Raw genomic sequence first — 18,352 nt, forward strand, 5'->3', positions numbered from 1 at the left:
CCATGGAAGTTGAACACACATGACATACAAACTCGTTCTCGTCCGTCACGGCGAAAGTGAATGGAATGCGAAGAACCTCTTCACTGGCTGGGTGGATGTTCCACTCTCTGAGAAGGGAACCGAAGAAGCGAAGCGCGCAGGAAAGTTGCTTAAGGATGCAAACGTTCTGCCAGATTTACTCTTCACCTCGCTTCTTCGTCGTGCAATTATGACGGCTAATCTTTCACTTGACGCTGCTGACCGTCACTGGATTCCAGTTAAGCGGAATTGGCGTCTCAACGAGCGTCACTATGGCGCTTTGCAAGGCAAGAATAAGAAGGAAATTCGTGATGAATACGGTGAAGAACTGTTCATGCAGTGGCGCCGTTCGTACGATGTTCCACCGCCGGCAATCGAAGCTGGATCAGAATTCTCGCAGGACTCCGATCCACGCTATGCGGGTGAGCCAATTCCAGCTACTGAATGCTTGAAGGACGTCCTTGAGCGGCTCCTTCCATACTGGGAAGGTGAGATTGTTCCAGAACTTAAGTCTGGAAAGACCGTTATGATTGCAGCTCACGGTAACTCGTTGCGTGCAATCGTCAAGCATCTTGACGGTATTTCGGATGAAGAGATTTCTGGGCTGAACATTCCAACGGCTATCCCGTTGTTCTACGAATTGGACGAAGAAACCCTCAAGCCAATTACCAAGGGTGGAACCTACCTTGATCCAGAAGCAGCCAAGGCTGCTATCGAAGCAGTTGCTAACCAGGGTAAGTGATCTAGCTTAGGTCTTTTGCGAGTATGGGGCATGCGTTTCGCGTGCCCCATACTCGTTATTGAGATACGTGCAGTGCTATGCGTATATTGCACATTATTCACGCCATTAGCGTAGGCCGCACGTGCAGGGCTGGAACTTTGGTAGAATAGTTTTATTCTTGTTCGCGGAGATAGAGAGACTACCACATGAGCTTCAAAGTCGGAGAAACGGTCGTTTACCCTCATCATGGGGCTGCGTACATTGAAGATATATCAGAAAAGATCATGCGCGGTGAAAAGCGTCTTTATTTGACGCTTCGTATTATTCAAGGTGACATGGTTATTCAGGTTCCAGCAGATTCTATTGAACAGGTTGGACTTCGCGATGTGTCGAATGATGCTCAGCTGGAAGAAGTGTTTGCTGTTCTTCGTGAAGAAAATGTGGAAGAACCATCGAATTGGTCACGGCGTTACAAAGCGAACGGTGAAAAACTAACATCCGGTGACGTCAATAAAGTCGCGGAAGTTGTTCGAGATTTGACTCGACGTAGCAGTGACCGTGGTCTGTCCGCCGGTGAGAAACGTATGCTTGCTCAGGCACACGCAATCCTCGGATCCGAGATAGCCTTGGGTCGCGGAATCAGTGATGATGAAGCTGCCGAACTGCTTAATGAAATTCTGGGGGAGTTTGTTATTCCCCTAGACAGTAGCGATACTGCTGAAACTCCGCAATCGGCACAGTCGGCTGAATAGTAAACATTAAGATAAGGGTCGTACCATTGAGGTGCGGCCCTTATCGTGTAGTAGAGAGTCATTATGAGTTGGAGTGCAGTTATCACCGCCGCCGGTTCCGGGACCCGGCTAGGAGCTCAGTGTCCCAAAGCTCTAGTAGAGATAGACGGAACACCACTAGTGGTCCATGCGGTGCGAACTGTTGTTGAAACTGGGATAACAGATTGCATTGTTACTGTTCCGCAGGGGTATGAAGACGAGTTTGGTCAAGTTTTTGACGATGCGCAGATAGAGGTCCGTGTCGTCATCGGCGGCGCAACCCGCCAAGATTCTGTGGCTCGCGGTCTAGCACAAGTGCAAACTCAATCGGTTCTGGTGCACGACGCGGCGCGAGCACTTACCCCTACAGATATGATCACCCGAGTCGTCCATGCGGTGGATCAAGGCGCAATAGCAGCCATCCCGGTTCTTCCTGTTGTCGATACGATTAAGTGTGTTAACAAGAATAAAGTTCTGAAAACTCTCGATCGCTCACAGTTGCGGGCAGTTCAAACTCCGCAAGGGTTCGATACTGATCTTTTACGTCGAGCACATAAATTCGGCGAGCGACTCAGCGCAGCAGAAAGCAGTGCTGCGCCAGATGATGCAGCGTTAGTTGAGCTGATGGGGAACGACGTCGTCGTCGTCGATGGATCTGCCGATGCCCTCAAAATAACAACTCCATTCGACTTAGCTGTTGCTGAGCTTATCTACCAACAGACACGCAACGTAGAAAGGTAACTGATTATGACTCCCGAAATGCGAGTCGGAACGGCTGTTGACATCCATGCCTTTTCTGCGCAATCAGAACGGCCACTATTCTTGGCGTGTATGTATTGGCCTGGAGAACAAGGACTCGATGGGCATTCCGATGCTGATGTGGTAGCTCATGCTGCAGCCGATGCACTATTAATAGCTTCTGGCATTGGCGAACTGGGAACAGTTTTTGGCGTTGATCGGCCCGAGTGGGCGGGTGCATCGGGAAGTTCGCTGTTAGCCGAGTCAGTTCGTCTGGTACGCGAAGCTGGCTGGGAAATTATGAATGTGAGTGTGCAATTATTGGGGCAAAAGCCGCGGTTTGCACCGCGCAAAAAAGAAGCAGAACAGGCGATGACCGCCGTCGTAGGCGCGCCAGTTTCTGTTTCTGCGTCTACCTCAGATCATCTCGGCTTTGTTGGACGAAAAGAAGGGCTGGCGGCGATTGCGACTGCTCTTGTAACACGCAACTGACTATCACAGAACGTAGAAGGAGGGCGACTCGCAAGGTGAGCCGCCCTCCAGATGTCAAGGTCGTTACTACTTCTTATTCAGTTTCCGTAGCTTCTTTGCGTGTCGAGCAACTGGAATAAAGCAAGCTAAACCGCAAAATAGAATAAACACGATGCCGAGGATGCCGAAGTACGCTGCTTCTTTTTGTGTGATATCAAGGAGCCAGGCGCCGGCAGAAATTGCAGTAGCGTACAGCAACGGAGCTAGCGGGGATGCGGCACGGCCGGTTGTTGCATATAGTCCGAAGATCTCAGCTTCTTCACCTTCGGGAGCCAACCGTGCTAGGTATGTGCGGGATGCGGACTGGGTTGGTCCGACGAAGACGCAGAGCGCCAACCCGAAAGCCCAGTAAATTTCATGGCCGGTGAAGCCAAAGAGACCGTCATGAAAGAAGAATACGCATAGTCCGAGGATCACCATTGATGAAACCGAAAGGATAACAACTTTTGCTGCGCCGATGCGATCATCGAGCCACCCAAAGCCGATGGTGAAGAAACCAGCCACGACGTTTGCTGCAATGCCGAACAAAATGACTTCTGAGTTGGAGAATCCGAATGCGACGCCCGCAATGATGGCTCCAAAGGAGAACACTCCAGCGAGTCCGTCACGGTAAATGGCTGAAGAAATGAGGAACCAAAGAACGATACGATCGTTGCGCCATAATTCCGCAATAGAGCGGAACAACTCCCGGTAGGCATTAAAGAAGCCATCTACTGGTGATTCCTCAGCACGCGGCTTATTCTTTAAGGTAAAAATGAGTGGGAGTGAAAACCCTGCTAGCCATGCGGCGGCCACGAGCATTGATACGCGAACATTTAAACCTTGATAGCTAGTAACGCCGAACCAGCCAACCTCCGGATTGATAAAGCCAACGAATAAAATGAGTAAAAGTACGATACCACCAAGGTATCCCAGACCCCAGCCAAAACCGGAAATTCTGCCGTACTGTTCCTTGTCTGCCAAGTCAGATAGGAGCGAGTTGTAAACCACTGATCCAGTTTCAAAGAGAATGTTTCCGATTCCGATGAGGACTAAACCGAGCATCAGGTAATCTTCACCAGGTTTGACGAAGAAGAGCAAGGCGATAATTGCAGCGGTGCCTAATGTGGTTATGGATAGTACGGTGGCTCGTTTTCCAGATCGATCCACGGCTTGGCCGAGGGCTGGGGCGATGAGCGCGATAATGATACCAGCGATACCGAGGGCCCATCCCAGATATGTGTTTGCGTGATCTCCAAAGAGTTTCGGATTGGAAATGTAGAAAGCAAAAATAAACGTGGTGACAATCGCGTTGAACGCGGCTGATCCCCAATCCCACAAACCCCAATAAATAACTTTTTTAGTGAACAGGTTTGTATTTTTTGACGCTTTTTCAGGTGACGGACTTTCCGGTGGAAAGGGGAAAGCATCGTTGCTTGGAAGCGACGTTGTTTCTAGTTTCATATCTGTAATCTATCGTTATTTGCTGGTGAACGGGGCTATAACGGGAATGTATTTTTGTGAAACTTAACATTTGTCAGGACAATAGGGCATTACTTGGTGGTTAAAATCTGTGGATTTTATAGTTTTCCACGGGTGTGATTAGGTGTCACGAAGCGCGCTGTTTCCGTGTAAAATTATCACCATGGCACTACATATATATGACTCTGCAACCCGCTCAATGCGTGAATTTACTTCGTTGACTCCTGGCAAGGCGAGCATTTATCTGTGTGGTGCTACCGTGCAGGGTTCTCCGCATATTGGACATATGCGGTCGGCCTTAGCTTTCGACGTTTTGGTTCGGTGGCTTCGTCGTTCCGGCTATGAAACGATGATGGTACGTAACGTCACGGATATTGACGATAAAATTTTGGCCAAGTCTGCCCAAGAGGGCCGCGAATACTGGGCGCACGCCTACAAGTATGAGAATGAGTTCACCCAAGCATACGATGCGTTGGGCGTTCTGCGGCCTACCTATGAGCCCCGTGCAACTGGTCATATTCCAGAGATGGTGGCTTTTATTGCACGGTTGATTGAGCGTGGGCATGCTTATGCGGGTGATCCGGGAAATGTGTATTTCGATGTTGCGTCATTGCCTGATTATGGTTCGTTAACGCGGCAAACGTTGGATGATTTTGTGGACGACGACGTTGCACCGGACAAGCGTAATCCGCGTGATTTTGCACTGTGGAAGGCGGCGAAGCCAGGGGAACCTGAAACTGCATCGTGGGAGACCCCATGGGGTCGTGGCCGGCCAGGATGGCATCTGGAATGCTCCGCGATGGCTGGAAAATATCTGGGTGAATCCTTTGACATTCACGCCGGTGGAATAGATCTGCGGTTCCCGCATCATGAAAATGAGCAAGCTCAGTCCCACGCCGCTGGTTATGGTTTCGCGCAGTATTGGATGCACAACGCTTGGGTTACTATCGATGGCGAAAAAATGAGCAAGTCACTGGGTAACTCGCTTATTGTGTCGAATATTCTGCAACAGTATCCGGCGGTTATTGTGCGGTTAGCTTTAGGAACTGTGCATTACCGGTCCACTGTCGCATACTCGGAGCGTACATTAACAGAAGCTGGTGCGGTTTGGGATCGTCTTGCTGGTTTCGTGCAACGTTCGATCGATGAAGTTGGCGAAGTATCTGCTGAGGATGTTGCTGGGATTGGATTGGCTGATCTGCCAGAGCAATTTGTCGATGCTATGGACGATGATCTCAACGTATCGGCTGCGCTCGCGGTGATTCATGAGCATGTTACGTCCGGCAACAATGCGTTAGCTGCGAATGAAGATACAGAAGCTCGCCGGGAACAATTACTCGTTCGTGCTATGCTCGATGTTCTTGGCCTAGATCCGTGTGCATCGCCGTGGCGGGAGAAGAATTCCACCGGGGCACAGTATTACGATGCACTTGATGCACTCGTACACACTATCTTGGCTGATCGCGCAGCAGCTCGTGCAGCAAAAGATTGGGCGCGGGCGGACTCTTTGCGCGATTCGCTACAAGCGGCGGGGATTCATGTGGAAGATTCGGCAGCAGGAGCTCGCTGGAAGATCGGAGATAAATGATGGCAGGTCATTTCGGGCGTCCGGGTGCGGTACGTAAAGGTGTTAAAAAAGGCGGCAAGGTTGGTTCTGGTGGTCAGCGCCGGCGGGGCTTAGAAGGCAAGGGTCCAACACCGAAAGCAGAGGATCGCACATACCATCCGGCGCATAAGAAGAAAGTCGCGCGTGAAGCTGCGATTGCTAAAGCTGCTGGACCAAAATTACGCGGTCATTTACATACACCAGAGGGGTTCGAGCTGGTATCTGGCCGTAATCCGGTGGTGGAGATAGTCACCTCTGGAATTCCATTTAGTCGAGTTTTTGTTGTTGGCTCGTTAGCCAATGATGATCGCGTTGCTGCGGTTTTACAAAAGGCAACCGAGTCGGGTGCTGATCTTATTGAAGTAACTCGCCAAGAACTCGACAAAATGACTGATGGGCAGGTTCATCAGGGTATCGCGGTTGAGATCCCGCCATACGAATATGTCGATGTTGACGAATTGGTAACGTTGGGTGCAGATCATCTCGAGCCGGGGCTAATCGTAGCCCTGGACTCGGTAACTGATCCGCATAACCTAGGTGCAGCTATGCGTTCGGCGTCAGCTTTCCGGGCAGACGGTGTTCTTATTCCGGAGCGGCGCAGTGCTGGAGTCAATGCGACGGTTTGGAAGGTTTCTGCCGGAGCGGCAGCACGTGTACCAGTAGCACGTGAAACTAACCTTGTACGAGCGTTAGAGTGCCTGAAAGAACATGGTTATTTCGTCGTCGGCCTGGCCGGTGAAGGCGATGCTCAGATTGATTCTCTTGATATGGCAGATGTGCCCGTCGTCGTTGTTACAGGATCAGAAGGAAAAGGTCTATCCCGTCTTGTTCGCGATACGTGTGATGTGATTGCATCTATTCCAATCGCTTCGGAAATGGAGTCCCTTAACGCAGCGGTAGCTACGGGAATCGCACTATATCAATTAGACGTCAACCGTAGAAAATTCCACCAAAAGAAGGCCTGATCATGACATCATGGAGATCCGTTCGCGGGCATATCGACATTCTTGACCCGTATTTGACCACTCCGGAACTGGTGGCAGAATTCTTTGCTACTCAACAGATTTTGGGTCGAGGCCAGCAGGTAAGTGATGGCTATGATTTTGAAGTGGCAATCAGTGGACGACGTCGCCGTGTTGCAATGCTTGATGACGCCGGGACAGTTATTCGTGGCTTGGCAGTGAGTGATCTTCTTGTTGAAATGCAAGACAAGCTTCGCAAAGTTGCAGTGGAGCTCGACGGCGAAGTGGTTCACGGCCCGTTGGATATCGGAGCAGTCGATATTGACGACGATATCGATATTGATGACATTGACCTTGACAACGTTCCTTCTCAATCTGCAGATGAGCTTGACGCAGGCATTTACGGGGCTAAGCTCCCCGATTTTGACAGTGGCCCCATGATGCTCATGACGGATATGACGATGGCAGAAGTCCCCGGCATGGCTAGTACTTCCCAGTCGCCGATTGCAATATCGAAACTTGGGTCAATGCGGGTATTAGTTTCGGAAGGCTCGCTACTAAGTTACCGCAAGGTATTTCCGCGTCCGAACTATGTGATGGCGTTAGCTACTAGTACCCAGAGTCAATCTGGCCCCGTCCTGATGGTGCGTCGGGACAACATCCGCTTGGTATGGGACTGGAGCGGTGAAATGCCAATGTTTGACTGGATCAAAGAAGACACAATCGAACACGAATTTGTGAGCGATGAGCTAGGAGCCGGTGCGATTGCCCGGTTAGCGATTGCTGATCTGGTGAATGTGAAATTCAGCCAAATGCGTCAGGCTTTATTGGTAGAACCACGGGCTGCCGTTCGGTCATTAGTACGAGTCCTCGGGTTACCATCCGAAATTGCTGACGTGCTCGCAGCCAAAGGTACTCTTTCTGCAATTCCATCAGCACAACTCGTGTCGCCTCAAGAATGGTCATTTGAAGATGTACTGGCGTGGGAGTTCGCAGGCGAAGGGCTCATTGAACCGTCGCTCATGCGGGCAGTTAACAAGGTTTATATTGATCGGCCATGGCTGGTGGCTGTCGGGTCAGCAATGCAGGCGGCTCTGGGCGGAGCATTATTGGCTACTGCCTACCATCGACATAGCCGTGGAATCGGAGCAAAAACGCTCACGGCGATTGCTTCGGGAGTGCTCCTTAGTGCTTTTTCGCGAATCGGCACAACAACGTATATGCGTAGTATTGTTGATCGCAAGCAGACTGAAATCGAAACGTGGCGCAATATGCGCAATTGGCAGAGCTGAAAAATTAGGAGAATCATGTTCGTTCCAGAACCACAGGCAGCAGAACTATCAGCCTTTTGGACTCGTGCAAAAACCCGATCGAAATTGGCCGAAGTACCTGGTGTTATGGGGATGACGGACGTAGTAGCGGTAGAGCCGCCGGCATTCGCATTTGGCGACGGGACACGTGAGCTTGCAAGCCAGCTTGCGCACCTTGTTGTCTCTGGCGTTAAAACTGCTACCTCTAGTTATGCGCCGGTCTATGATGTGAACGATGAAGCCTATCCGCGTGTTGGTGACCTAGCGATATTACTAGATGGCGATGCTCACCCAGTGGCTTTGCTACGGAACCGCAAAGTAGAGATCATCCCATTTAATGAGATCAGCGATGATATTGCGCAGGCAGAAGGAGAAGGTCCGCTAACACAATGGCTTGCGGAGCACACCCGTATTTTTACTACTGATGCCCATGATTTAGGGCTAGAATTCAACGAAAACGCATCTGTCATCGTGGAGTATTTTGATGTAATGTATCGGGCAGATACTGACATTGCACTGTAAGTATCCGTTAGATCACAGCCGAGGAGCTTGCTATAGCTACGCTGTGCTCCGTATAGTTCTGGTCGTTTGAGTAACTTTTAACGAGGAGAATGATATGGCGCAATTATTTACGTGGAAGCTCCATGGTGATGGCACAAAAATTGCCCCCGGTGAGATCGTCCCACCGAATGAGCGGCTTTCATGGCCGATTACGTTTGGCGTTGGCGCCCAACATATGGTGGCCATGTTTGGAGCGACGTTCCTAGTTCCACTTATTACTGGTTTCGACCCGGCAACAACATTGTTCTTCACCGGAGTTGGAACCATTCTTTTTATCCTGATCACGGCCGGCCGGATCCCTTCGTATTTGGGATCGTCATTCGCATTCTTGGCTCCTATCGGTGCTGTGACCGGATATGTTGCCAACGGCGGACAACCACTCAACGACGAATTGGCCTCCTTAGCTCAAGGAGGCATTATTATGACCGGCGGTTTGCTTGCAGTGATCGGTATCTCTGCACACTTTGCCGGAACGCGCTGGATTGATGTGCTTATGCCACCAGTTGTTACTGGTGCGATTGTTTCCCTGATTGGTTTTAATCTTGCCCCTGCGGCTTGGAACAACGTGCAGGCGGCGCCGGTAACAGCTGTTGTCACTGTTGTTGCTATCTTGCTCTCCACGGTTTTGTTGAAGGGGATTATGGGCCGACTATCAATCCTCATCGGCGTAATTGTTGGCTATGTGACCGCCATTGTTCGCGGCGAAGTCAATTTCGATACCGTGGCTGCGGCAGATATCGTGGGCTTCCCACATTTCCGTGCTCCTTCTTTTGATATTTCCCTCTTCGCGCTGTTTATCCCGGTGGTTTTGGTGCTTGTTGCGGAAAACGTTGGCCACGTGAAGTCAGTTTCGGCAATGACCGGAGAAAACCTTGATAAGTACACCGGGCGTGCATTATTCGCTGACGGTGTGGCAACAATAGTTGCGGGATCCGGTGGCGGTTCAGCAACGACGACGTATGCAGAAAACATTGGCGTCATGGCTGCAACTCGTATCTATTCAACCGTGGCCTATCTGGTGGCTGCTGGTTTTGCTGTGTGCTTATCTATGCTGCCGAAATTCGGTGTGGCCATCGCGTCGATTCCGCCGGGCGTTCTAGGCGGGGCTGCGACAGTCCTCTACGGCATGATCGGTATGTTAGGAATCCGTATCTGGGTGCAGAACAAGGTAGATTTTTCAGACCCAGTAAATCTGAATACGGCTGCGGTCGCTATGGTCATGGCGATTGCTAATTACACATGGTATGTGGGTGAATTAGAGTTTTCTGGAATCGCCTTGGGGTCTTTCGGGGCGATCATCATCTATCACGTTATGCGAGCACTCTCGAAGTGGCGTGGTACCACGATTGAGCCAGCAACACCAGCATCAGCACCAGCCGGTGCGGAACTAGAAGACGGCGCGCTGATTCGCGAACCGTAACTAGCTACTTAACTGATTGACAACCTTCTATCGGCTCCAGTGCAGAAGTTTTTTCTTCATCGCTGGGGCCGATATTTGTGCCTTTAAATGCCTTGCCTATAACAACGTCGAGAATCTCGGAGTTATTGGTTTCATCGAAGTGAATGGTGGCACCAGGGAAGTATGCACGCAAGGTGTAGGCGGCATCGATACCAATTTTTCCAGTGATGATCCGGGTGGACTCCGATAATGGTTTGCCTCCCCAATTCGACGTTTCAGTGATCGTAACGCCCAGGGTTGCGAGATCTTGCCCAACTGCGCCAGCTTGGCCGCTGACCGATGTAGAGTTGTAGACCCGAGCGGTGAGAGTAGATAAATCACGTGCTTGGATCTTGTCAGAAGGACATGGCACAACGAACACAGGCTCCGCCTTCTTAGAGAAAGAAGGATTGATAGGTGCTGGAATAACACCAACCCAAATAAGAGTTCCAAAAATGAGCAAGAACGCCATAGCAGCAGAGATCGATCCAAAAATGACGGTCTGACGCTGCTGGACACGCTTGCGATATTCTACACGTGGATTTTCTTGAGTACTCACCTTATATAATGTAGCGCACGTTAGGGGGTCTGAGCGAGCTAAATATAGACGGTTGTTTCAGGTAGAATAACTATGAGGTTGATTCATGTCTAAAACTTTCCATTCATTGTCGTATCCCAACTATCGGTTATGGTTCATTTCTAACCTTGTCTCTGCTACTGCGGTGTGGATGCAACGTGTCTGCCAAATCTGGGTAGTCCTCACCGTTCTCACCGATAATTCTGCTATTGCAGTTGGATTGGTGACGGCCTTTCAGTTTCTTCCTCAAATGCTGCTTGGCCCATTTGGTGGCGTATTAGCCGACTGGGCGAATCGTCGTCGACTTATTCAAATTACCCAAATAGTAGTCGCAGTTATCGGCTTGATTTTGGGGATTTTACTTGTCACTGGTTCGGCTCATCTTTACCATGTTTATATTGCGGCAGTGTTATCGGGTGCCGCGGACGCGCTCTCGTCAGCGGTGCGTAACACGTTTTTGTCTGAGTTGGTTCCGACGTCGTCGTTGCCAAACGCGATTAGTTTGAATTCGACGTCGTTCAATATCGCGCGCCTTTTTGGTCCGGCGTTGGCTGGTGTGCTCATTGAACTGGTGGGGCCAGGTTGGGTTTTCATCCTCAATTTTGCGCTTTTCTCGGTACCGGTTCTTTCCCTGGCGATAATGAAGGCGGAGCATTTCTTCGAGCATACTCCGGTGCCTCGGCGCAAAGGTATGCTACGCGAGGGGTTTGCCTATGTGCGTACGCGTTCCGATATTTTAGCGATACTGGTCATGATCGCAGTGGTTTCTGGGCTGGGGTTGAATTTTCAGGTCACCCAGGCACTGATGGCTACCGATGTGTATCACATGGGAGCAGGATCCTATGGTTTCTTGGGGTCTATGCTTGCGATTGGATCGTTAAGCGGCGCGTTGTTATCTGCTCGGCGTAAAGCGCCTAGATTTTCAAAGTTATTACTGTATGCGGTGGCGTTTGGAGTAATTGCGATTATTGCTTCGCTTGCTCCCACCTACACAATTTTTGCGTTGTTGATGATTCCTACCGGATTTACAATGCTGACGTTTTTGATTGCAGTTAATACTCTGGTTCAGATCAGTACTCCACCGGCATTGCGTGGTAGGGTGTTGGCGATTTATTTCGCTGTTAATCTTGGTATTACCCCGATTGGTTCGCCAGTTGTAGGCTGGATCGGCGAAGTGTGGGGACCGCGCTGGTCGATTGCAATTGGCGGTATCGGTTCGATTGTGGTGGCATTAATTATTTTCGTATGGGCGAAGACGTCGTGGGATGTGCAGCTGCATTCGCGCCGTCACTGGCCGTTTGTCGATATTCATGGCCCGCGCGAACGCTACTTGAATAATAAGTTTGGTCCGACGGACGAGGGCTTGCGTTAGTTTCCGACGGCGAGATACGCCAATATAAACAGGGAAAGCCAATATAAACATTGCCCCGGACTCGTGAAATAGTCCGGGGCAACTGGCGGAGGATGGGGGATTCGAACCCCCGAGGGCTTGCACCCAACACGCTTTCCAAGCGTGCGCCATAGGCCACTAGGCGAATCCTCCTGAGTATCATCGCTACCGATGTACCTGTTAATGGTATATGAAAACAAGGGCTGTGCGCGAATCGGTGGCGTGTTACCTAGGCAATAGATTCGCATCGAACGGGAAATTCGCGTACACTGAAAGACGACTCCTCACGTGGCGTCATCTTCGGTTAATTCCCCAGGGCAGGAATGCAGCAAGGAGGCCGGGCTCTGACGGGTGCGTGGGGAGTCCTTTTATGCCTGCTTTCTATTTTAGATTTTCAGCACCGGAATATTGCGTGTGGATACTGATTGTTTTCCACAGGATGAATCCATGACAAGTCAGGTGTGGGAGGGGTCGAGTAAGATGGTGTTCGTGAGTGTAGCCATGTATCGCCGTTATCGGCCTCAGTCTTTTCAAGAAGTTATTGGACAAGACCACGTTGTCGCGCCGCTAAGAGCAGCGTTGGCTGCGGGGCGTACAACCCATGCGTATTTATTTTCTGGTCCGCGCGGGTGTGGGAAGACGACGTCGGCTCGCATCCTTGCTCGATGCTTGAATTGTGTGAACTATCCAACCGATACGCCGTGTGGCGTGTGTGATTCATGCCGGGATCTGGCGCGGGACGGTGCTGGTTCTCTCGACGTGGTTGAACTTGACGCCGCTTCACATGGCGGTGTGGATGATGCGCGTGAGTTACGAGAACAAGCCGGGTTTGCGCCCGTTCGCGATCGCTTTAAGATTTTTATTATTGATGAAGCGCACATGGTCTCCAATCAAGGTTTCAACGCATTGTTGAAGTTGGTTGAAGAACCGCCAGAGCATGTGAAGTTTATTTTCGCCACTACGGAACCAGAAAAGGTTATTGGGACGATTCGTTCCCGTACTCACCATTACCCATTCAGGTTGGTTCCACCGCTCGAGCTGGAGAAGTATCTTGCGCGAATCTGCGCTCAAGAAGGTGTCAGTGCCTCAAAGGACGTGCTCTCTCTTGTTATTCGGGCTGGAACTGGGTCTGTGCGTGACACACTTTCTGTGTTGGATCAGATTATCGGTGGCTCCGATTCTCACTCGTTAGATTATGACCGCGCAGTGGCTTTGCTGGGGTATACCTCGGCCCATTTGCTCGATGACGCGATCAGCGCTGTTGCAGAACGCGATGGCGGAAAGCTATTTAACGTTGTTGATTCAGTGGTTAAATCGGGCCACGATCCGCGCCGATTTGTTGAAGATTTGTTGCAACGTTTGCGTGATGTTGTGATTATTGCACTTACCGGGGAGGCCGCTCGAGATGTCTTCGTGAGCGTTCCTGATGATCAGTTTGAGCGTATGACGGAACAAGCTGAACAACTGGGTGCTGCCCGTGCTTCACGATGCTCTGATATTACTAATGAAGCGCTAAATATGATGGTTGGTGCGACTGCGCCGCGATTACAACTCGAACTTTTATGTGCCCGGCTAGTGGTAGCTCAGGCGGAAGGCGGAACAGAATCTGCTCCAACACAAATGAAAGTTGCCACTGAAGGGGCCCAGGTTTCTACTCCGCCGCAGGTGCTCAGTAAATGGAAGAAACCTAGCGCTCAAGAAGCGGCGGCATCGCGTCGGACGATGGAAGCAGTCCCTGAACCCCAGCCTCGGCAATCGCCAGTTGCTACGATACCAACGGAACAGAAGTCAGATTCTGAACTGCCTCCTACGCATACGCCAGCGGTTGCATCTGTCCAAGCTGAAAGCCCAAAGCCGGTAACACAACCGGCTCAGCCAACTGTACCAGAACGCCAACCAGAACCGGTGCATGCTCCGCGTGTTCCGGCTCCTGTGCAGCCGCCGGCACCGCCGGTGCCGCCTGCTCATTTGACGCAGCTGCCTGATTCAGCTGCCGTGCAAGCGCGTGTTGCAACTGCTGATCCTGCCCATACTATGCTGAATAAAATTGTCAGCGCATGGGGAGATATTCTGGTACATCCTAAACTAGGCGGTTTAGTACGTAACCAACTTAAGTCGGGTGCGCGACCCGTTGATGTTGTTGACAATACGTTGCATATCGGTTTCGCTATGCCTGCGGTGGCGTTGCGTTTTAATCAACGTCGATCTGGCGATCATGTTACCGACGTTATTAGGGACCTTCTTCAAATAGAAGTTAATGTTGAAGCAATTCCTGATGATGGTACAACGGCCCCAAAAGTTGAGGCCGCCCGGGAAGACTACGCGTCAGTTTCTCCGGAACCTGCGGCCCCTCGTAGCGATATAGACGTTAATGTTCCAACCAATGATTCTGCAACCGTAGAACCAGATTTTGGTGAGTCTTGGGTAGAAGAAGAGAATCTCACCGAAATCCACGTGACTACTGATATCACTAGTACAGATCCAGCGGGGGTGCTTGGTGCACTTGTCGACGGACAAGCACAATTCAACGGTGAGGATCATGTCCAATCGCCGCACTCTCCGGATCTTGATCCAATAGTTGTTCCTGAAGAACATCAAGATACTAGTGGCTCATTAGCTAAGAGCGATCTTGTGCCGCCTGAGGTGCCGTTCTTTGCCCAGCCTATGCCAGAGATCCCTCCGGTGACATATCCGGGTACGGCAACTGAAGGAGCTGGAGCGAATGGTGAAAAATCCTGGCACAGTAGCGAAATACGAGATAACAAACCAGCTGCCAGTTCGATAGCGTCAGCCCCAGTAAAACCTGTTCGCCCAGGAGATTCGCGACCAGTGTGGGAGGTTCATCCACCAGTAAAATCGCAGGAAGAACCACCACCAGAATGGGAGGAAGTATCTGAGGACGATCCAGATATTAGCGAGTCCTCCCTTGTTGGACTCAAGGTGCTTCTCGGAACGTTTGATGGGCGAATAATTGAAGAAATTCCAGATGGAAATGGTGGTAATTGATGGCAGGCGTTTATGATGGCGCAGTGCAGGCACTTATCGACGAACTAGGGCGTTTGCCAGGCGTGGGACCAAAAAGTGCGCAGCGCATAGCGTTTCATCTTCTTGAAGCTTCAGATGACGATGTTTCGCAGTTGATTACTGCTTTGCAAGCTGTGAAAGCTAAAGTGCAGTTCTGCCATGTGTGCGGAAATATAGCTGAAGGCGAATTGTGCCGAATTTGTGCCGATCTGCGCCGGCTCGACAGTGTCATCTGCGTTGTTGAAGAGGCAAAAGATATTGTTGCCATCGAACGGTCGCGCGAATATCGTGGCAAGTATCATGTGCTGGGCGGAGCGATCGATCCGATTGGAGGTGTTGGGCCAGACGATCTACGTATTCGCGAACTTTATGCTCGCCTCCAAGACGGTACTGTAAAAGAAGTAATCCTAGCAATGGATCCCAATGTGGAAGGCGAAGCCACTGCAACATACCTGTCCATCAACCTCGCACATATGGGTGTCATCGTTTCACGGCTTGCTTCCGGACTACCAGTAGGTGGCGATCTGGAATACGCCGATGAAGTGACAATTTCACGCGCGCTCGAAGGACGCCAACGAATCCATACTCCAGTACAGTGAAAATTTAGTTGTAGTAATCATCCATGGTGTGAGGAGCTTCGCGCTCTAGCATCGTTGCTTCTTCTCGGTGCAGCGGTAAAACATTGTGGATATACGATTGAACCGCGTCAGCTAAGGCAATATCATGACCTGCTCGTTCCGCAATATACCACCGGTGTTCGAGGATCTCGTGGAATAGCTGTGCTGGTTGGAGCCGACCGCGTAACTCGCATGGGATCGCATTCACTGCTGGCTCGTAAACGTTATCTAGCCACTCGTGAGCCACAATAGAATCTGGCACATCCCACAGTCCTGTTACTGCACGATAACCATCGATATCATTCATCATACGGCGAGCTTGAGCTTCTTCAACATCCATGCCGGTAAGACGCATAATCTTACGCGAATAATGTCCAGCATCAACGACTTTTGGCTGGATTGACAGTCTCGTACCGTCGATGTCGGTACTCATTTCAATCTCGCCAACCTCGAATCCAAGTTCATTAAGTCGGCGGATCCTTGCGTCTACTCGCCACCGATCAGTAAGAGCAAACGACTCAGCACTGGTCAGTTCATTCCATAACTCGCGGTATCGACGTTCGAACCGGTCTCCAACGGCGATGGTATTAAAATCTTCATCTAAAACTCCTCCGGCTTGGAGATCCATAAGCTCGCCAATGATATTAGTACGCGCCACGTCAATATCGTAGGCGCGTTTACGATCCGAAAGATTATCCTCAATTTCTCCGGTTTCGGCATCAACTAAATAGGCGGCAAATTCGCCAGCATCGCGGCGAAATAGCGTATTGGATAATGAGACATCTCCCCAGAAAAAACCTAGAAGATGCAAACGGACCATCAAAACCGTTAAGGCATCAATGAGTCGGGCAACAGTTTCCGAGCGCATTGCTTGCTGTCCGAAAAGAGCTCGATAAGGTAGTGAAAAAGGAAGGTGTTTTGTTACTAGTACGGCATTAAGTGGTTCGCCATCATCGGCAGTTCTGCCGGAAATTACTGCAAAAGGTTCCACGCACGGAGCATCGAGACGCTCCAAATTACGAAGTGTTTCGTACTCTTTGTAAGCAACGGTTTCGCCAATCTCTTTAACAGCAATAATCTGATTCTCTAGGCGCACGAAACGCACGATATGGCGTGAAATGCCGCGTGGTAGTTTCGTAACAATGCTATCTGGCCATTCTTCAAGGGGAATATTCCACGGTAGATCGAGTAGCGCAGGGCTGACCGTGGCTGATGTTATTTGAAGAGTCTTAGGCATGAACTTATATCCTCAATAGGGTTTAAAACCGTCACTATAGCAAGTGTGTGAGGGGGTGCGTAAATCCGCACCCCCTCATGGCTATACGCTGAGCTTATCAGTCACCAATACGGTTGCCGCTAGCAGCAGCAAAGTAGTGAATGTGATCTGCGCGTGGTCGCAAGTAGACAACATCGTTCGGGTTTGGAACATTCTCTGGTGGAATACGAACAACCATCGTGTCGGAATTGTCGCCAGATCCGAAACGCTGGGACTCGCTCTTCGCACCAACGATCGTGCCGTAAACATAGGCATCTGATCCTAGACCTTCAACGAAGGTGACCTTGAGTGGAACCGAGTGAGCGTCAGCCTGCGGGATCACATCGAAAGCTTCGGGGCGCATACCGATAGTGATTTCGTTATTGTCCTCTGGGGTAACCGCAGCCAAAACCTGCTGTGGCAGATCAAGACGAGCATCGCCAAATACTGCCTGGTTACCTTCGATCCGCCAGTTGCCCAAGTTCATGGCAGGCGAGCCAATAAAGCCGGCAACGAATGCATTAGCTGGATGGGCGAACATCTCTACCGGTGAAGCAACTTGTTGTAAGAGGCCATCCTTGAGAACAGCAATACGATCACCCATCGTAAGCGCCTCAGTCTGATCGTGGGTAACGTAAACTGTGGTAACACCGAGTTCACGTTGCAAGGATGCAATCTGAGTACGAGTCTGAACACGGAGCTTTGCATCCAAGTTAGACAATGGTTCGTCCATCAAGAACACCTGTGGCTTACGAACTATTGCACGTCCCATAGCAACTCGCTGACGCTGACCGCCGGACAACGCCTTTGGCTTACGCTCAAGGTACTCTGTTAAGTCAAGAATCTTTGCAGCTTCTTCAACACGACGACGAATTTCTGCCTTATCTACTCCAGCAATCTTGAGTGCGAATCCCATATTGTCGGCCACAGTCATGTGTGGGTAGAGAGCATAGTTCTGAAAGACCATTGCGATATCGCGGTCTTTTGGTGAAACATCGGTGACGTCACGGTCACCAATAAAAATGCGACCGGCATTGACATCTTCAAGGCCAGCAAGCATACGCAGTGATGTGGATTTACCACAACCAGATGGTCCAACGAGAACAAGGAACTCGCCGTCAGCGATTTCAAGGTTGAGTTTATCTACTGCAGGCTTATCAGCGCCTGGATATACGCGAGTAGCGTTTTGGAAAGTAACGGTAGCCATTACCTTATCCCTTCACCGGCAGGTACGTGCCGGACGATCCGTAGTGAAAGGTGTCTGAGTGTCGACTCTGACACAAACTTCGCATCGGTGCGAAGCTGGTACTATTCTTGCACAACTTTGGTGTATTTGCTAGTGACGTGCGCAAACCGTCGTCGGCAAAATCTTA

The 18,352-nt window shown here is 50.5% G+C and carries 16 protein-coding genes, 1 tRNA gene and 1 other RNA gene; 13 read left to right on the forward strand and 5 right to left on the reverse strand.

What is annotated here, in order from left to right; translation table 11 throughout:
- The first annotated feature begins 19 nt into the window (after positions 1 to 19).
- The 4 genes from BLT51_RS03125 to ispF all read left to right on the forward strand — a co-directional run bounded on the left by BLT51_RS03125 (position 20) and on the right by ispF (position 2,739).
- The gene (locus BLT51_RS03125; protein ID WP_091279804.1) at positions 20 to 760 is read left to right on the forward strand and encodes a phosphoglyceromutase; all 741 of its coding nucleotides are present in this window, start codon (positions 20 to 22) and stop codon (positions 758 to 760) included.
- Positions 761 to 945: 185 nt separating this feature from the next.
- Positions 946 to 1,491, forward strand: coding sequence for a CarD family transcriptional regulator (locus tag BLT51_RS03130; RefSeq protein ID WP_091279807.1), 546 nt, complete (start codon positions 946 to 948; stop codon positions 1,489 to 1,491).
- A gap of 63 nt (positions 1,492 to 1,554) precedes the next feature.
- A complete protein-coding gene (ispD, locus tag BLT51_RS03135) occupies positions 1,555 to 2,250 on the forward strand; it encodes a 2-C-methyl-D-erythritol 4-phosphate cytidylyltransferase (protein ID WP_091279809.1) in 696 nt (231 codons plus the stop codon).
- A 6-nt stretch (positions 2,251 to 2,256) separates the two neighbouring features.
- Positions 2,257 to 2,739, forward strand: coding sequence for a 2-C-methyl-D-erythritol 2,4-cyclodiphosphate synthase (ispF, locus tag BLT51_RS03140; RefSeq protein WP_172801308.1), 483 nt, complete (start codon positions 2,257 to 2,259; stop codon positions 2,737 to 2,739).
- Positions 2,740 to 2,805: 66 nt separating this feature from the next.
- Here the strand turns inward: ispF and BLT51_RS03145 are convergent, their stop codons facing one another.
- A complete protein-coding gene (locus tag BLT51_RS03145) occupies positions 2,806 to 4,221 on the reverse strand; it encodes an MFS transporter (protein ID WP_091279815.1) in 1,416 nt (471 codons plus the stop codon).
- A gap of 181 nt (positions 4,222 to 4,402) precedes the next feature.
- Here BLT51_RS03145 and cysS point away from each other — a divergent pair, with 181 nt between their 5' ends.
- From cysS to BLT51_RS03170, 5 genes are all read left to right on the forward strand, one after another.
- Positions 4,403 to 5,827: a cysteine--tRNA ligase gene (cysS, locus tag BLT51_RS03150; protein ID WP_091279818.1), complete on the forward strand. Its 1,425-nt coding sequence runs from the start codon at positions 4,403 to 4,405 to the stop codon at positions 5,825 to 5,827.
- A complete protein-coding gene (gene rlmB, locus BLT51_RS03155) occupies positions 5,827 to 6,810 on the forward strand; it encodes a 23S rRNA (guanosine(2251)-2'-O)-methyltransferase RlmB (RefSeq protein ID WP_091279821.1) in 984 nt (327 codons plus the stop codon). The genes cysS and rlmB overlap by 1 nt, the downstream gene beginning before the upstream one ends.
- A gap of 2 nt (positions 6,811 to 6,812) precedes the next feature.
- Positions 6,813 to 8,099, forward strand: a complete 1,287-nt coding sequence (locus BLT51_RS03160) for a hypothetical protein (RefSeq protein WP_091279825.1) — start codon at positions 6,813 to 6,815, stop codon at positions 8,097 to 8,099.
- Positions 8,100 to 8,114: 15 nt separating this feature from the next.
- Entirely contained in the window at positions 8,115 to 8,639 is a 525-nt protein-coding gene (locus BLT51_RS03165; protein WP_091279828.1) for an ASCH domain-containing protein, read from the forward strand.
- Between the two features lie 94 nt (positions 8,640 to 8,733).
- The gene (locus BLT51_RS03170) at positions 8,734 to 10,098 is read left to right on the forward strand and encodes a uracil-xanthine permease family protein (RefSeq protein ID WP_091279831.1); all 1,365 of its coding nucleotides are present in this window, start codon (positions 8,734 to 8,736) and stop codon (positions 10,096 to 10,098) included.
- A gap of 4 nt (positions 10,099 to 10,102) precedes the next feature.
- Here BLT51_RS03170 and BLT51_RS03175 read toward each other — a convergent pair whose 3' ends face one another.
- Positions 10,103 to 10,675, reverse strand: a complete 573-nt coding sequence (locus BLT51_RS03175; protein WP_091279834.1) for a LytR C-terminal domain-containing protein — start codon at positions 10,673 to 10,675, stop codon at positions 10,103 to 10,105.
- 85 nt (positions 10,676 to 10,760) lie between these two features.
- On the opposite strand from BLT51_RS03175, the gene BLT51_RS03180 reads away from it, so the two are divergent.
- Complete coding sequence (locus BLT51_RS03180) at positions 10,761 to 12,065, forward strand: MFS transporter (protein WP_091279837.1); 1,305 nt, start codon at positions 10,761 to 10,763, stop codon at positions 12,063 to 12,065.
- Between the two features lie 83 nt (positions 12,066 to 12,148).
- Here the strand turns inward: BLT51_RS03180 and BLT51_RS03185 are convergent.
- A tRNA-Ser gene (locus BLT51_RS03185) sits at positions 12,149 to 12,236 on the reverse strand.
- Between the two features lie 122 nt (positions 12,237 to 12,358).
- Here BLT51_RS03185 and ffs point away from each other — a divergent pair.
- The 3 genes from ffs (at position 12,359) to recR (ending at position 15,706) form a co-directional block, all read left to right on the forward strand.
- Positions 12,359 to 12,454, forward strand: an RNA gene (gene ffs, locus BLT51_RS03190) — signal recognition particle sRNA small type.
- A gap of 76 nt (positions 12,455 to 12,530) precedes the next feature.
- Positions 12,531 to 15,089: a DNA polymerase III subunit gamma and tau gene (locus tag BLT51_RS03195; RefSeq protein ID WP_407922100.1), complete on the forward strand. Its 2,559-nt coding sequence runs from the start codon at positions 12,531 to 12,533 to the stop codon at positions 15,087 to 15,089.
- Positions 15,089 to 15,706 carry a recombination mediator RecR gene (recR, locus tag BLT51_RS03200; RefSeq protein WP_091279841.1) on the forward strand — a complete coding sequence of 206 codons (618 nt, stop codon included), beginning with the start codon at positions 15,089 to 15,091 and terminating at the stop codon, positions 15,704 to 15,706. Before BLT51_RS03195 ends, recR begins: the two co-directional genes overlap by 1 nt.
- 4 nt (positions 15,707 to 15,710) lie before the next feature.
- Here recR and BLT51_RS03205 read toward each other — a convergent pair whose 3' ends face one another.
- Together BLT51_RS03205 and BLT51_RS03210 are read right to left on the reverse strand one after the other, a co-directional pair.
- Positions 15,711 to 16,961, reverse strand: coding sequence for a DUF4032 domain-containing protein (locus BLT51_RS03205; protein WP_091279844.1), 1,251 nt, complete (start codon positions 16,959 to 16,961; stop codon positions 15,711 to 15,713).
- A 97-nt stretch (positions 16,962 to 17,058) separates the two neighbouring features.
- On the reverse strand, positions 17,059 to 18,186 hold the full coding sequence (locus BLT51_RS03210) for an ABC transporter ATP-binding protein (protein WP_091279847.1): 1,128 nt from the start codon (positions 18,184 to 18,186) through the stop codon (positions 17,059 to 17,061).
- Between the last annotated feature and the right edge of the window lie 166 nt (positions 18,187 to 18,352).

Source organism: Arcanobacterium phocae (assembly GCF_900105865.1).
GTDB classification, from domain to species: Bacteria; Actinomycetota; Actinomycetes; order Actinomycetales; family Actinomycetaceae; genus Arcanobacterium; species Arcanobacterium phocae.

What these genes read in the sequence shown, in the direction of transcription:
- BLT51_RS03125 (WP_091279804.1), top strand. Translation starts at nt 20, where the DNA reads ATGACATACAAACTCGTTCTCGTCCGTCACGGCGAAAGTGAATGGAAT.
- BLT51_RS03130 (WP_091279807.1), top strand. Translation starts at nt 946, where the DNA reads ATGAGCTTCAAAGTCGGAGAAACGGTCGTTTACCCTCATCATGGGGCT.
- ispD (WP_091279809.1), top strand. Translation starts at nt 1,555, where the DNA reads ATGAGTTGGAGTGCAGTTATCACCGCCGCCGGTTCCGGGACCCGGCTA.
- ispF (WP_172801308.1), top strand. Translation starts at nt 2,257, where the DNA reads ATGACTCCCGAAATGCGAGTCGGAACGGCTGTTGACATCCATGCCTTT.
- BLT51_RS03145 (WP_091279815.1), bottom strand. Translation starts at nt 4,221, where the DNA reads ATGAAACTAGAAACAACGTCGCTTCCAAGCAACGATGCTTTCCCCTTT.
- cysS (WP_091279818.1), top strand. Translation starts at nt 4,403, where the DNA reads ATGGCACTACATATATATGACTCTGCAACCCGCTCAATGCGTGAATTT.
- rlmB (WP_091279821.1), top strand. Translation starts at nt 5,827, where the DNA reads ATGGCAGGTCATTTCGGGCGTCCGGGTGCGGTACGTAAAGGTGTTAAA.
- BLT51_RS03160 (WP_091279825.1), top strand. Translation starts at nt 6,813, where the DNA reads ATGACATCATGGAGATCCGTTCGCGGGCATATCGACATTCTTGACCCG.
- BLT51_RS03165 (WP_091279828.1), top strand. Translation starts at nt 8,115, where the DNA reads ATGTTCGTTCCAGAACCACAGGCAGCAGAACTATCAGCCTTTTGGACT.
- BLT51_RS03170 (WP_091279831.1), top strand. Translation starts at nt 8,734, where the DNA reads ATGGCGCAATTATTTACGTGGAAGCTCCATGGTGATGGCACAAAAATT.
- BLT51_RS03180 (WP_091279837.1), top strand. Translation starts at nt 10,761, where the DNA reads ATGTCTAAAACTTTCCATTCATTGTCGTATCCCAACTATCGGTTATGG.
- BLT51_RS03195 (WP_407922100.1), top strand. Translation starts at nt 12,531, where the DNA reads ATGACAAGTCAGGTGTGGGAGGGGTCGAGTAAGATGGTGTTCGTGAGT.
- recR (WP_091279841.1), top strand. Translation starts at nt 15,089, where the DNA reads ATGGCAGGCGTTTATGATGGCGCAGTGCAGGCACTTATCGACGAACTA.
- BLT51_RS03205 (WP_091279844.1), bottom strand. Translation starts at nt 16,961, where the DNA reads ATGCCTAAGACTCTTCAAATAACATCAGCCACGGTCAGCCCTGCGCTA.
- BLT51_RS03210 (WP_091279847.1), bottom strand. Translation starts at nt 18,186, where the DNA reads ATGGCTACCGTTACTTTCCAAAACGCTACTCGCGTATATCCAGGCGCT.